9 protein-coding genes and 1 pseudogene are annotated in these 13,714 nt (G+C 62.2%); 3 read left to right on the top strand and 7 right to left on the bottom strand.

Going from position 1 to position 13,714, the window contains the following annotated elements; translation table 11 throughout:
- Positions 1–74: 74 nt before the first annotated feature.
- Positions 75–962 carry a murein L,D-transpeptidase catalytic domain family protein gene (locus I7X13_RS15640; RefSeq protein ID WP_198076186.1) on the bottom strand — a complete coding sequence of 296 codons (888 nt, stop codon included), beginning with the start codon at positions 960–962 and terminating at the stop codon, positions 75–77.
- A 325-nt stretch (positions 963–1,287) separates the two neighbouring features.
- Here I7X13_RS15640 and I7X13_RS22050 point away from each other — a divergent pair.
- Both I7X13_RS22050 and I7X13_RS22045 read left to right on the top strand, forming a co-directional pair.
- Positions 1,288–2,427 (top strand): annotated as a pseudogene (locus I7X13_RS22050) (alpha-amylase family glycosyl hydrolase); the annotation flags it as partial.
- On the top strand, positions 2,419–3,675 hold the full coding sequence (locus tag I7X13_RS22045; protein ID WP_394368596.1) for a T9SS type A sorting domain-containing protein: 1,257 nt from the start codon (positions 2,419–2,421) through the stop codon (positions 3,673–3,675). The pseudogene I7X13_RS22050 and the gene I7X13_RS22045, both read left to right, overlap by 9 nt.
- A gap of 94 nt (positions 3,676–3,769) precedes the next feature.
- Here the strand turns inward: I7X13_RS22045 and I7X13_RS15630 are convergent, their stop codons facing one another.
- The 6 genes from I7X13_RS15630 to I7X13_RS15605 all read right to left on the bottom strand — a co-directional run bounded on the left by I7X13_RS15630 (position 3,770) and on the right by I7X13_RS15605 (position 11,384).
- Positions 3,770–6,094 carry a TonB-dependent receptor gene (locus tag I7X13_RS15630; protein WP_198076184.1) on the bottom strand — a complete coding sequence of 775 codons (2,325 nt, stop codon included), beginning with the start codon at positions 6,092–6,094 and terminating at the stop codon, positions 3,770–3,772.
- An 85-nt stretch (positions 6,095–6,179) separates the two neighbouring features.
- Complete coding sequence (locus I7X13_RS15625; protein WP_198067477.1) at positions 6,180–6,410, bottom strand: hypothetical protein; 231 nt, start codon at positions 6,408–6,410, stop codon at positions 6,180–6,182.
- 149 nt (positions 6,411–6,559) lie between these two features.
- The gene (locus I7X13_RS15620; protein ID WP_198067476.1) at positions 6,560–6,949 is read right to left on the bottom strand and encodes a hypothetical protein; all 390 of its coding nucleotides are present in this window, start codon (positions 6,947–6,949) and stop codon (positions 6,560–6,562) included.
- A 78-nt stretch (positions 6,950–7,027) separates the two neighbouring features.
- Entirely contained in the window at positions 7,028–7,720 is a 693-nt protein-coding gene (locus I7X13_RS15615) for a HupE/UreJ family protein (RefSeq protein ID WP_198076183.1), read from the bottom strand.
- A 41-nt stretch (positions 7,721–7,761) separates the two neighbouring features.
- Positions 7,762–9,090 carry a tetratricopeptide repeat protein gene (locus I7X13_RS15610; protein WP_198076182.1) on the bottom strand — a complete coding sequence of 443 codons (1,329 nt, stop codon included), beginning with the start codon at positions 9,088–9,090 and terminating at the stop codon, positions 7,762–7,764.
- Between the two features lie 119 nt (positions 9,091–9,209).
- Positions 9,210–11,384 carry a DUF4331 family protein gene (locus I7X13_RS15605; RefSeq protein ID WP_198076181.1) on the bottom strand — a complete coding sequence of 725 codons (2,175 nt, stop codon included), beginning with the start codon at positions 11,382–11,384 and terminating at the stop codon, positions 9,210–9,212.
- Between the two features lie 322 nt (positions 11,385–11,706).
- Between I7X13_RS15605 and I7X13_RS15600 the strand changes: the two genes are divergently transcribed.
- The gene (locus tag I7X13_RS15600) at positions 11,707–13,650 is read left to right on the top strand and encodes an Hsp70 family protein (RefSeq protein WP_198076180.1); all 1,944 of its coding nucleotides are present in this window, start codon (positions 11,707–11,709) and stop codon (positions 13,648–13,650) included.
- Positions 13,651–13,714 lie beyond the last annotated feature (64 nt).

Here is a 13,714-nt window from a genome sequence, read left to right as displayed (position 1 = left end):
AGAAATCCCGGTGGCTATTCCTAAACCCCGTATTAGCCAAAATGATTCCGTTTTTGCCCTACCAGGCCGCCCGCCTAGCGCCAGCCGCGCTGCAAAAAGCGCCGCCCGGCGGCCCCGCCATCCAGCCAGCGCGAGGCCAGGCCGGGGCCGCTCACGAGTAGCATGCTGCCCACCCGGAGCGTGGCAATAATGTCCTTAAACTGCTCGGGCGGCAGGGCCGGGCAGCCCCGGCTGTAGCCCAGGTGGCCGTATTTTTCGATGTATTTCGGGCTGGCGTAGTCAGCCGCGTGCAGCACCACGTAGCGGTCGAAAGCATTGGCATTTTGCCCCTTGTCCAGGCCCTCGATGCGGCGTGAGTAGCCGTGAATGCCATCGTAGGTAGCTCCGGTGCGGTAGAAGCCCAGCGAAGTGCAGGCGGAAGACTCCCGGTTGGAGAAGCGACGCGCGCGTAGGTGGCCCGAGCCTTCGCCGTGCGCGACGAGGCTGCGGTGTATTACCTGGGCATTCTGGAGGTCGATGACCCAGAGACGTTCGGTGGTATTGGGCAGGTCCATATCGGCCACGGCCAGCAGGCCGGCCCGCTCGATACGGCCGGTGGGATGCAGCGTGAGGTAGCCCACGCACGCCTGCTCCAGTACTTCGGGGCGCAGCGCGGCGGCAGCAGGGCCAAGGGCGGCGTGCAGCTGCTGGATGGCCCGGTGCAACGTGTCGGGGACGGCAGTCAGGGCGGGTACCGGCGTCAGACGCAGCGAATCGGGCACATCGGCAGTTGCCGGCGCAGTAGGGGAAATGGCTGCTGTGATAGGCGCAGCGGCTGAGACGGTTTTTTTAGCGGGCATCTGGGCCTCTTCGGCTCGCAGCTGGCAGCCGGCCGTGAGCAGCGCCGCCGCCAGGCAACTAACCAAGTGCGCCCTCTCGACGGCCGTTTTGGCAATACCCCGTGCTGCTTTCAACCTAACCATAAGCCGAAATTACAGCCGGCCGCCACAGCTACCGTACGCCGGCCCGCTCTTTTACTAAAATGATTTAGGCCACATGCGGATGGCGGGCAACAGATAAAGCGTGGAACCGGGACTAACCCGAGGTGTGATGAACAATAAATATCCGCATAGCACAATTATTTAAAAAGTGCAATCGAATGCGCAAATAATATTTTGTCATTTTGAGGTCATGCAAACCATTTCTTCTACCTTGACACCATCAATCAGCAACAAAACCTGATTTTTAGGTGGCTGCTGGTTGGCAAGCTGCGCTTACTCTTTCTTCACAAAACCCAAATTCCCACACATGATGCACTTTTCTCCTCATTTTCCATTCCGCAAACGATTCCGGTTCACGCTGGCCCTGGCGATGGCCTTGCTGGGGGCCGGCAACCAGAGCGCCCACGCCCAAAAAGTGGTGATGCAGGGCTTCTGGTGGGATTTCTGGAATAGCAATTACCCCAACGGCTGGGCTAACTACCTCGCTGACCTAGCACCGCGCCTCAAGAGCATGGGCGTGGACGCCATCTGGATTCCGCCGACCATCAAAAACGCCAACCAGGGCAATGGCTACTCCCCTTTCGACAACTACGACCTGGGCGATAAATGGCAAAAGGGCTTCCTGGCTACCCGCATGGGCACCAAAGACGAGCTGCTGCGCGCCGTGGCCGTGCTGCACGCCAATGGCGTGGAGGTGATTCAGGACGTGGTGCTGAACCACAACGACGGGGCGGGCTCCTCGAACGGCGCGGGCGGGCAGGACCCCGGCGCCTGGGAAGATGGCACGACCAGCAAGTACAAGAACTTCCGCTATGTGAGCTACGGCCGGCCCGTGACCGACGAAAGCGCCGCCGACTACTACGGCCGCTCGGGCCGCTTCGCGAAGAACTGGGAGAACTTCAACCCCAACCAGGGCAACAACTCGACCACGGGCGACTGGAACGCGCCCTACTTCGGGCCGGACATCAGCTACTACCCCGGCTCCTACGGCCAAAGCTCCAACGCCACCACCTACAACCCCGCGCAGGCCAGCGACTATATGCGCACCGGTAACCGCAACTGGCTGATTTGGTACAAGAAGCAGGTGGGTTTCGATGGCGTGCGGATGGATGCAGTGAAGCATTTCCCGGACTTCGCCAGCGAGGATTTCCTGTATAACCTGCAAAGCAACGCTGGCTGGGCCAGCGGCGGGGCCACCATGTACGCCGTGGGCGAATGGGTGGGCTCGGCCTCGCAGATGGACGGCTGGGTGGCCAACGTGAACAACCGCGCCGGCACCTTTGACTTCTCGCTGCGCAATGGCCTGTATCAGATTGTGAGTCAGGGCGGCAGCTTCGATATCGGCACCTTACCCACCTACCAGCAGAATACCCGCGTGGTGAACATCGGCGGGACGTATGTGCACCGCACGGTGCCCTTCGTGAACAACCACGACACCATGCGCCCGCAGGTGGACGCCAACGGCAACTACACCGGCTGGAACACCGGCTCGGAGCTGGCCCCGCACATCGACCCGTTCGACCCGCGCCTCTCGGCCGTGTATGCCGCCGCGCTGGCCATGGATGGCTCGCCGATGCTGTTTTTTGAGGACGTGTTCAACGTGGGCAACACCAGCAAGCGCTACAGCCACAGCCCCAAAAGCACCGTGGACCTGCCCACCCGCGACGACCTCGTGAACCTGGTGTGGTGCCACCAGAACCTGCACTTCAAGGACGGCGCGTACAAAGTGCGCTGGCAGGCCGCCGACCACCTCGTGATTGAGCGCAGCACCAAGGCCATCATCGGCATCAACGACAACTACACCACTTGGCAGAATAACACGGTGAGCTGCGACTTCGCCCCCGGCACCGTGCTCAAGGACTACTCGGGGGCCAACGGCACGGCTACCGTGACGGTGAGCGCCAGCCAGACCGTGGCCATCAACACGCCGCCGTGCAACGGCACGGCCGCTGGTGGCCGCCGCGGTTACTCGGTGTGGGCTCCCACCAACGCCGTGACCGGCTACACCCGCCCGGCCCTGACCACTACCCAGGAATGGGAGCTGGCCAATGACCTCGGCGACTCCGACAGCCGCTCGCTGGGCCAGGGTGGCGCGCTGCCCGCCGCCAGCACGGCCTACCGCACGGCCGGCCGCATCTACGTGGCTGCCAACAAGAGCGTCACCTACAACCTCTACCCCGTGGATGCAACGCGCAGCCTCACGGTGGCCGTGCTCAACAGTGCCGGCACCGTGGTGAGCAGCCAGACCGGCACCGGTACCCTCACGGGCACCTACACCCCCACCACCGAGGGCTGGTACACGCTGAAAGCTAAAAACGCGAGCACCGCCAACCCCGCCCAAGGCGCATTTGTGAAGGTGACCTACACCGCCCCCACCGTGGTAACCGGAGCCATGACCGGCCGCCGCGACGCCAACGCCCTGGCCACCGCCCAGGAGGCCGCCACCGCCGAAGTGCTGGTGTATCCCAACCCCACCGCCGCCGACCGCATCGACGTGGTGATTACCGCCAACCGCGAGCAGGCCGCCACCGTGCAGCTGCACGACCTGACCGGCCGCCTGGTGCACACCGAAACCGTGCGCCTCTACAACGGCTCCAACGAGCTGCGCCTCGGCGTGAAAAAGACGCTACCAGCTGGCATCTACCAGCTGAGTGTGCCAGAGTTTCACGTGAGCCAGAAGGTGGCGGTGCAATAAGCCATTTCGTTCGGAAACAAAAAGCCTCTCCGAGTAACCGGAGAGGCTTTTTGTTTTTAGGCTGTTGACGCGCCTGCGGAAAAACAGTAGCAGGCTAGAAAAACAGGCTCACATTAAGCTTGGCATAGAATGGGGTGCCGGGCGTGAAGTGCAGTTCGTCGATGCCTTCGAGGGGCTCGCGCTTGGGCGTGTTTATCAGGCGGGTTTGGGTGGCGAACTGGGCCTGGTTCCACTCCGCATTCAGCAGGTTTTCGGCCGAAGCCCCAATTTGGAAGCGGGACGTGGTGTAGGCCAGCACGGCATCGAGCAGGAAGTAGCCGCGGGCCGTGATGCTGCCGTCGTCGTTGGCCGGCCGGTTGTCGATGTGACGGTAGCGCAGACTGCCGCTCAGGCCCTTCGGGGCCCGGTAGGTGAGGCCGCCGGTGCTGGTGAAGGTGGGCGCGAGCGGAATGTAGTTGGCTTTTTCGGGCGCGTCGAGCTGGCGGCCGTGGTTGTAGTTGAAGTCGCCATCGACAAAAATCCGGCTGCTCAGCTGGTAGCGCACCGACAAATCCAGCCCGTAGCGCTGAGTAGGGCCGGTGCTTTCCACCACGGCCTCGTCGCCCACGTACACTAGCTCGTCCTGCAAATGCAGACTCCACAGCGCCGCGTTCACCACCAGGCTGGGCAACGGCTTAAACGTGCTGCCGATTTCGGAGCCGATGGCGCGGGGCAGCACGTTGGCATTCACGCCCTGAATCACGCCCCGCGCATCATTGGAATGAAATCCGAAGCCTGAGCGGGCAAACAGCTGCACGGCCGGCGTGAGCTGGTAGTACAGGTTGAGCTTGGGCGACACGCGGGCGCGGGCCACGCGGCCACGCAACGGGGCCAGTGCGCCCGTGATTTCATCGGTGCGCCGGCCCCGGAAATCGAAGGTGAAGAAGTCGGCCCGCACGGCTGCGTTCACTGTGAGGCGGTCGGTCAGGGCCAGGGTTCCGTCGAGGTAGGCGTTGATGTTGCGCTCATAGAGCTGGCCGGTGCTGATGGTATCAAGCACCTGCCGGCGCACGGTGTGGCGCAGACCAAGGGTGGAGAAATCGTTGCGGGTGCCCACGCCCAGCGTGCTGTGCAGGCTGCGCGCGCCGAGGTGGTCGTCGCGCTCATACGTGGCCGTGTAGCCGAACAGGTGCCGGTCGTCGGTCTGGTCGATTTGGTCGCCGTTTATCGAGTCGTGCAGGAAGAAAGTGAAGTTGGAAAACAGGTTGAAATCGTACTTCGAATAGTAGGCCTGCTGGCGCAGCACGGCATCGTGAGGCAGCGCGGTGGTGAGCGCCGCGCTGGCGTTGGTACGGCTGGTGCGGCCGCCCTCGGTGGGGTCAATGCTACCGTAGCGTGAAATGATGCCCTCCCGGATGCCGCGTTCGGGAATCTGCCCGCTGGCGTCCCAGTTCGAGGTGAAGTGCGAGCCCAGCAGCGTGAGGGCCGTTTTGTCAGAGAGTTGGCCCGTGTACTTGCCCATGCCGTTGAAGCGTTTGAAGTGCTGCGGCTGGTCGAAATACGAGTTGGTAAAGTTGTATTCGGCCGCCACGTAGGCACTTTCCGGCCGCTTGCTGAGCAGGTGGTGGTTCTGGCCCAGCAGGTCCAGCATCACCAGCGCCCGGCGGGTATCAAACTGGCCCACTTCGAGCTTCACCTGACTGTGCTCCAACCGCGTTTTGGTGGTGAACTCGCCCGCGCCGGCTGTGGCAAAATCACCAAACCGCGCCGTGTACGGGCCTTTGTACACCTTCAATTGCTCCACCGTTTCGGGGATTACGAAGTGAAAATCGGCGTAGCCCTGGCCGTGGGCGTGGCTCACCATGTTCACCGGCAGCCCGTCTACGCTCACCGCGAAATCGGTGCCGTGGTCGCAGTCGAAGCCGCGCAGGAAAATCTGCTCGGCCTTGCCGCCACCCGCGTGCTGGGCAATAAACAGGCCCGGCACAAGGCGTAATAAATCCTGTGCTGAGTTCACGGGCCGCAGCAGCTGGTCGATGTGCGAGATGGCGGCCAGGCTCTGGTTGGGGTCGCGGGGCTGGCTCACGGTTACTTCGGCCAGGCTGAGCGTGGTGGCGGCGGCGGTGAGGGCCAGGCGGCGGGTTTCGCCGGCGGCCAGCGTCAGGGGCATGGTTTGAGCGCGGTAGCCCAAAGCTCCCACGCGCAGCTGGTAAGTGCCGGGGGCAATGCCGCCCAGCCGGAAGTTGCCCAGCGCATCGGTGGCAGTGCCGCCGGGTTGGCCCGTCAGGCCCACGCTCACGCCGGCCAGCGGCAGGCCCGAGAGCGAGTCGGCCACGGTGCCACGCAGCGTGGCGGTGCCCTGGGCCTGCGCGGTTTGGGTAAGCAAGAAGAACCCGAGCGCCAGACTCCAGGTCGATAAGGCAGTAAGAAGTTGTTTCATCCAGGCCGGTAGCGAGGCGAGTAGCAGGCGGCCCCGAAGTGCCGCCTGCCATCCGCGCAGTGAAATAAAGAGGAAAGGCAGCCGGCTAGAAATTGGCCTTGCTCATGCAGTTGGCGCGGCACTGCACCTGGTGCTGGGTGCGCTGCTGGCCAAGGTGGCCGCGCGCCTGGGTCCGCATAGCAGTAGCGGGCAGCGCGGGGCGGCTGCTCAGGCCGAGTGGGTTGGTGGTAAGGCGCCCCGCCGGGGGCAGCTGCACACGCGAAGCAACGCCCGTAGCGCCCGCTACGGGTTGGAAGTAATTAGCCCGGAAAATCATGGAATGAGGAGTTGAACGCGCCCGGGCACAAACGGCCCGCAAGCAGCGTCGGATGGTTGGATAAGATGAAGCGGCGCGGCTACCGAATGGCACCCGCTGCATACCGCGGCCCCGTTTGGCTGCAAGCCAACCCGGAACCCAAGCTCAACTTATCCCCGACAGGGCGGCAACTCAACCTGGCCCCGGTAGCCCACGGGCACGGCCCCTACGCGGGTCGCCCGCCGGACCTTGGCGGCCGTAAAGACTGGCCGGGCAAACACCACCCGCGTTTCCGTCAGGCAGTGCGTATCCAGGCCTTTGAAGGTGGAAAGCAGCTGCTGCAATGGTAGACGCTCCCCGTATTTCTGCACCGTGTACTGCACGCCGTTGCAGTCATCGAAACAGGCCAGCCGCAACGTATGCTTCAGCTGGCAGTCCGGGCTGTGCACGTAGGCAAAGGGCCGGTCAATCACCCGCGCCGGGCGCTCCACGAGGCCCGCCCCCACCACCAGCAGGTAGTTGAGCAGCAGCAGCAGCGTGAGGTAGGGGCGAAAAATCATGGATGAGGGCCGGGTCGGAGTTCGCACTATCTACGGCGAAAAGCCCCGGCAAGGGCGGAATGGTTCTCGATTAATTATTCAGGCAAAAAACACGCGCTCCACGGTCCAGTAAGCCGCAATCAGTCCGATAACTACTGACACCGGCACCACTACCCGCTGCTTGTACCAGCTTTTGTTGGCAGCCCAGCGGCCCACCAGCGCCCAGCATAGCAATATCACCGACACCTGGCCCAGCTCCACGCCTACGTTGAAGGAGATGAGCGAGCCGAAATAGTCCTTTTGCGGCAGCCCCAGCCCCGTGAGGGCGCTGGCGAAACCCATGCCGTGCACCAGCCCGAAGCCGAACACAATAAGCAAGCGCCACGGATTGAGCCTGTCGGTGATGATATTCTCAATGGCCACAAACAGAATGGACAGCGCAATAATCGGCTCAATTACCGACGAGGGCGGCGAAATAAGCCCGTACATGGCCAGCCCCAGCGTGATGGAATGCGCCACCGTAAACGCCGTGGCCTGCATCAGCACCGGCTTCAGGCGCGGCTCCAGGATGTAGAGGCTGATGATGAACAGAATGTGGTCGAACCCCAGCGGAATGATGTGCGTGAAGCCCAGCTGCAGGTAGGTCCAGAAAATCTCCGTGCGCGACAGCTTGCTCAGGTCCGTATTGAGGACGTGCGCGGCGGCCGGCAACGCCAGCAGCACCAGCAGCGGCAGGGCCGCCAGGGCGCGGCGCGGCAGGCGGAAGCGGCGTAGCTGGCCCGGATTTTTCATATGAGTCTGATATACTTACTACCGACTACTAAATACCCACCTTACCGTACCGCCAGCAGCTTTTTACCCTCGGCTTCTACTTCGGGATTGAGGTAGGGCGCGGTTTTCAGTGAATTTTCAATCAGGGCCTGGCCTTCGGCATTCTTGCCCAGTTTGGTGAGGATAAGACCGGCGCGGCACAGCAACACCGGGTTTTTCGAGCCCGTGCGACGGGCCACCTGCATGTACTTCTGGGCCTCGGCGTACTGGCCACGCTTGTAGAGCACCCAGGCCATCGTTTCGTTCACGTCGATGTTATCGGGCCGGCGGTCGTACTCGATTTTGGCGTGCTCCATCGCCTTGTCCAGCTCGTTGGTTTTGAGGTAGGCGTAGGCCAGCTCGCGGTCGGCGTAGTGGCCCATCTGCTCGTTGCTATCGGCTTCCTTGGCCGCACTGGCCAGCATGTCGATGGATTCCTTCGCCATTTTATCGGCCTCGGCGGGCTGGCCGTTGAGGCGGTACAGGTCGGTCAGCTCATCGGCAAACGCATAATCCTTCACCGTAATGCGGGCTTCCTGGTAGAGCTTGATGGCACGGGCATAGTCTTTATGAGCCGCCGCCATGCGGCCCAGGCCGGCCAGCGCGTAGGCATAGCCGGGGCGGGCCGATAGCGCCATCAGGTAGTAGCCGCGGGCGCGGGCCGTATCGCCGCTCACTTCGTAGAGGTGGCCCAGCGCCACGCGGGTCCACTCGGTTTGCTCCAGGCCAATGTAGCCGGCTTTGGTGGCCATGTCCATCGCCTGAATGGCCCCGGGCACGTCGCCGTAAATCTCGCGCAGGTAGCTCACCCGGGCGTAGGCGGGCAGGTCGGGGCGCACGGCATTCATCTTGTCGGCCATCTTGATGGCGTCCTCGTAGTGGCCCATTTCCACGTTGGCATCGGTCAGCAGGCCGTACACGAAGCCGCTGTTGGGGTTCAGCTTCTGGGCCTGCTCGGCAATGCCGAGGCCTTGGGCGAAGTGGTGCTGCGTGAGGCAGAGGGAGGCTTTGCAGCACATCGCCTCAAAGTTTTCGGGCTCGGCGGCCAGCACTTGCTCCAGCAGGCCCATGGCGGCACCGTCGTAATACGGGTGGTCCCCGGTGACGCGGCCCTCCTGCATGTAGGCCTGGGCCAGTAGCAGGCGGCTTTTTTGGTCCTTAGGGTTGGCACGCAGCTTGGCCAGCAGGCCCTCAATGGCCGCCTTGGTATTCAGCCACTCGTTGCCCACCGAGAGGCTACCACGCCGGTCTTTCAGTTCCGGCGTGCGAACCTCCGGCTTCTTAAAAAAGAAGATGGCGGCCGCCATCAAGCCAAAAACAACCAATAAACCGGGGTATAAGTACTTTTTCAAAACAGAGAAAGATGACTGTGTGGAGGAGTAACCGTAAACTTAACGCCTAAAAAAAAGAGCCGCCGCCAGCCCGAACCAGGACCAAACGACGGCTCTTTTCAATCAGCTTCCAGCGCAGGCTAGTGGCGCTCGATGCGCACCGATTGCACCACAGTGCTGCCGTTGTACAGCGTAGCAATGTACTGGCCGGGAGCTACATCGCGGCCGGGCGTCCAGGCCAGTTCGTTGGCACCGGCACCGAAGGCTTTGTCCTTGGCAATGGTAGCCACCTTGCGGCCGGTCACGTCGCTGATAACTACGCTCATCGTGCCTTTGGTGGGCAATTCAAAGCGCAGCGTGGTGCGGTCGGCGAAGGGGTTGGGGTAAGCATTGGCTACCGTCAGGTTAGGCGACAGGCCGAGACCGGCCGAACGCTGTGCCAGCGCCGTGCGCTGGGCCGTGGTGCCGCTCCAGGGCGTCTGCGAGTACGGGAAAGAGGCTTTGAACGTGGTGTCATTGGCGGTAATGCCAGCGTTGAAGTTCAGCACGTTGCCCAGTTGGGTGGTAACAGGGCTCGTCGAAGTCGTGGTATAGTCATCGTACCACAAGCCAATGGCAGCCAGTACCGCGCCACCCACAGCTTGCAGTTCGATGCGGGTTACGTCATCCTCCAGGCGGCGGCCGTTGGGGAAGCCGTCCATGTTGGGGATGTTCTGTACAGTCGTGGTGGTGTTGTAGGTAGCATTCGTCAGGCCCAGCACGGCGGCGGCCAGCAGGCCTTCCGAGCTGAAGTTAGCCGAGTTGCGGGGCGTGGGCGGCACGGCCATGTTCAGGCGCAGCATGTCGCCACCGGGGTTACTGGCTGAGCCGCCCACCAACAGGAAGTTGTTGATGAAAGGCTTGCCGGCTGCCAGCGGGTTGCCGTTTTTGCCGGTAGCCAGTTGGTAGGGAGCCAGGTTTGGAACACCCGTGTGGAAGATGGGCAGAATATCAACCGAGCGCGGCTTGCCGGCGCGCAGCAGATACGGGCCGTAGGTATTAGCCGCCAGCGCCGTGCCGTTCAGGGCAGCATTGCCGGCCAGGCCGCTCAGGCCGGCCGCACCGTTGCGGAAGTCAAAGCCAGCGAAGCTAGCCCCGCCCAGGCCACCCAGGGCCTGGCCAGCCAGCGATTTGGACTGGACACGCAGCGGGCCGAGGCCTTGTACCGCCTCACCGTAATACGTCTGACCGGCGGGCTTGGGAGCAGCAGGAGGCACGGGGGTATTATCGGCCATGTACAGGCCCAGCTCGGGGTTCGACAGGTAATCGTCCGTAGCCGCAACCTCGGCATAAGGAGTACCGGAGTTCCAGGCATCCTTAGCCCCGATGGGGTTGATAACTTCGTTCAGCAGCGGCATGCCAATGCGCGACACCTGCACGTAGTTGCCCGACGTGGTAGGCGCAGCCCCCGTGGCCGACAGCACGCGGGTAGAAGGCCGGCTGGCCGAAGCCCACACGCCGATGATGTAGTTCGAATCCAGAATGTTGGTTGTAGCACCCAGAGCAGGCGTACCTGCTTTAGCCAGCACAGTCACCGGAATTTGCAGCGCAATGGCGTGGGTATTTTTGCGGGCCAAGCCGTCGCGGGCTGCGCCGGGGGCGCGGATGCCACCCAGGTCGAAGATGCCGCCCAGGTCCGCAAAGAACGGGTCATCCGTCGCGCCGCAGAATATTTTGGTGCCGTCAGACAGCGTCTGAATGGCGTTGGTCATCAATGCCGAGTACGAAGCAGCCTGGTTTAGGCCAGCAGCGCCGTTGATGGAACGCGGGCCGATGTTGGGGGGAGGCACCACGCCATTGGTTACAATAGTGGTGAAGGCGCCACCGCCTACGCTTTTCTCGCAGGTATAAGTGGTTTTCAGGTTTTGCTGCCCCAGCCGGATATTGAAGAACGTGGTCGGGTCCTGGTTGGTGCGCGTGAACGTGAAACGGTACGTGATGTCGTCACCGGCCGTGGCCGGGTTGTTTTTCACGTGGATTTCGTAGCGCACGTTTTCGCCGAACGTGTTATAGTTCGGGCCGCCCTGGGGCAATTCCAGAGGAATGTAATTGGCGATGATGGTCACGCTGGCGTTGCCATCGTTGTTGGGCGAGTCGGGCGAGCGGAAGGCGTAGAGGTCGGTGTTATCGGCCAACGGGTCGTCGGCGATGAGGGGGGCTTCGCGGTGGCTCGAGGCCTCCAGTGTGTTGTGCTGGCTGCTCAGAGCCACCACACCTCCGGCCGCGGTTGCGAGCAGAGCAGCCTGGAAAAGAGGGCGAGTAAGTAGATTTTTCATAAAATCTGAAAATGGGATTGGGGTGAGGTGTAAGGAAACCTAAAAAGCATTACAAGCTGAACAGTAGAGTTGTCAAAAACATATAATTTAGTTTTTTTAGCCCTAGCTGCGCAGTTGTACTTTCCTTACGTTCATACTCGCGGCGTCGGTTTTGATTTTTCTAATAATAGTTCCATAAAATTTTGGTTAATGCTGCTGGCACCACGCCAGACCTTATATCGACCCGGACATGGCGGGGTTTAACCCGTACTTTTGCATCGCGCTTTTCGGCGCCATTCACTTTCATTTTTCGGGCTGCCGGCAGTGGCCGCCCTTCGTTTATATGGCTACAGTAGCAATCAACCTGGCCACCGGCAGCCTTCAGCAGGAAGAAATCATAGTCGGCATCGACCTGGGCACCACCAACAGCCTCGTGGCCTACGTGCACCCCGAAAGCCACCAGCCCACCGCCATCAACGATTTGGGCCGGGGCACCATCGTGCCTTCAGTGGTGCACTTCCCCGCCGATGGGGCTGACCCGATTGTGGGCGCTGAGGCACGCGAATACCTCCTCACCGACCCGCAGCGCACCATCTACTCGGTGAAGCGCCTGCTGGGCAAAAGCTACCGCGACCTGGGCCAGCACGCCACCCAGCTCGGCTACAAGGTTATCGACGATAACTCCGAAGGCCTGGTCAAAATCCGGGTCGATGACCGATTCTATTCTCCTATCGAGCTGTCGGCCAACATTCTGCGGGAGCTGCGGGCCCGCGCCGAACACGCCCTCAAGACCCCGGTGAACCGCGCCGTAATCACCGTGCCAGCGTATTTCAACGATTCGCAGCGCCAGGCCACCCGCGACGCCGGCCGCCTCGCCGGCCTCGAAGTGCTGCGCATTGTGAACGAGCCCACGGCCGCCGCCCTGGCCTATGGCATCGGCCTCGACCCCGACGAAGAAAAGACTGTGGCCGTGTATGACCTCGGCGGCGGCACCTTCGATATCAGCATTCTGCGCATTCAGCAGGGCATTTTCGAAGTGCTGAGTACCAACGGCGACACCTACCTCGGGGGCGACGACCTGGACCGCGCCGTGGTGGACCATTGGACGGCCACCTTCGGCCTGCCGGAGGCCTTCCGTACCAACCCGCACCTGCAGCAGCAGCTGCGCCTGGCCGCCGAGATGGCCAAGAAGTACCTCAGCCAGCACGACGATTTCACGACTCACCTCACCGATGAGGCCAGCCAGAATATTACCGTCACGCTCACCCGTGCGCAGTTCAACGACCTCATCCGTCCGCTGGTGGACCGCACCATTGCGGCCTGCCGCCTAGCCCTGGCCGATGCCAAACTGGAAGTGGGAAGTGAGAAGCGGGAAGCGGGCCACACCACCGAACCTTCGTCCGCTTCCCACTCCCCGCTTCCTGCTCCCAAGCTCGACGCCGTGCTGCTGGTAGGCGGCTCGACCCGCGTGCCGCTGGTGTACGACGCTGTTTCGGAATTCTTCGGGCAGCCGGCGAATAACTCGCTGAACCCTGACGAGGTGGTGGCGCTGGGCGCGGCCATTCAGGCCGATATCCTGGCCGGCAACCGGCGCGATGTGCTGCTGCTGGACGTGACGCCGCTCACGCTGGGCATCGAAACGCTGGGCGGCCTGCTGGACCCCATCATCCCACGCAATTCGAAAATCCCGACCAAAGCCGGCCGCCAGTACACCACCAGCGTAGATGGGCAGGTGAACCTGAAAATTGCCGTGTACCAGGGTGAGCGCGACCTCGTGAGCCAAAACCGCAAGCTGGGCGAGTTCACCCTCACCGGCATTCCGGCCATGCCCGCCGGCCTGCCTAAGGTTGATGTAAACTTCCTGCTGAATGCCGACGGCATTCTGAAAGTGGAAGCCATCGAGCTGCGCTCCAATACGCGCCAGCAGGTCGAAATCAAGCCTCAGTACGGCCTTACCGACGACCAAGTGGAGCAGATGCTGATGGACTCGCTGGTGAACGCCAAAGACGACGTGGCGGCGCGCCTGCTCATTGAGGCCCGCACCGCCGCCGAGCAGCTCTTGTACCAGGTGAATAATTTCACCCGGAAAAACCGCCAGCACCTCACCGAAGCGGAGCTGACGGCTACCGCCGCCCAAGTGGCCACGGTGCAGGCCGCGCTGGCTGGCACTGACCGCGACCCCATTCTGAAAGCCATGGATGAGCTCGACGAGTTGACGCGCCCCTACGCCGAGCGGGTAATGAATATCTCCATCCAGCAGGCCATGGCCGGCAAGAAAATCGATTAGATTTCAGCCAATCGGTACAACGGGGCACAAACCACTTTTTATACCTGCACAAAAGTTCTCAAAG

Source organism: Hymenobacter negativus, assembly GCF_016056375.1.
Classification (GTDB): domain Bacteria; phylum Bacteroidota; class Bacteroidia; order Cytophagales; family Hymenobacteraceae; genus Hymenobacter; species Hymenobacter negativus_A.
This window is presented reverse-complemented; position numbering and strand designations above follow the sequence as displayed.

Coding starts and splice junctions, on each gene's coding strand:
- I7X13_RS15625 (WP_198067477.1), bottom strand. CDS start 6,410: ATGATTTTCCGGGCTAATTACTTCCAACCCGTAGCGGGCGCTACGGGC.
- I7X13_RS15615 (WP_198076183.1), bottom strand. CDS start 7,720: ATGAAAAATCCGGGCCAGCTACGCCGCTTCCGCCTGCCGCGCCGCGCC.
- I7X13_RS15620 (WP_198067476.1), bottom strand. CDS start 6,949: ATGATTTTTCGCCCCTACCTCACGCTGCTGCTGCTGCTCAACTACCTG.
- I7X13_RS15630 (WP_198076184.1), bottom strand. CDS start 6,094: ATGAAACAACTTCTTACTGCCTTATCGACCTGGAGTCTGGCGCTCGGG.
- I7X13_RS22045 (WP_394368596.1), top strand. CDS start 2,419: ATGCGCCCGCAGGTGGACGCCAACGGCAACTACACCGGCTGGAACACC.
- I7X13_RS15640 (WP_198076186.1), bottom strand. CDS start 962: ATGGTTAGGTTGAAAGCAGCACGGGGTATTGCCAAAACGGCCGTCGAG.
- I7X13_RS15600 (WP_198076180.1), top strand. CDS start 11,707: ATGGCTACAGTAGCAATCAACCTGGCCACCGGCAGCCTTCAGCAGGAA.
- I7X13_RS15605 (WP_198076181.1), bottom strand. CDS start 11,384: ATGAAAAATCTACTTACTCGCCCTCTTTTCCAGGCTGCTCTGCTCGCA.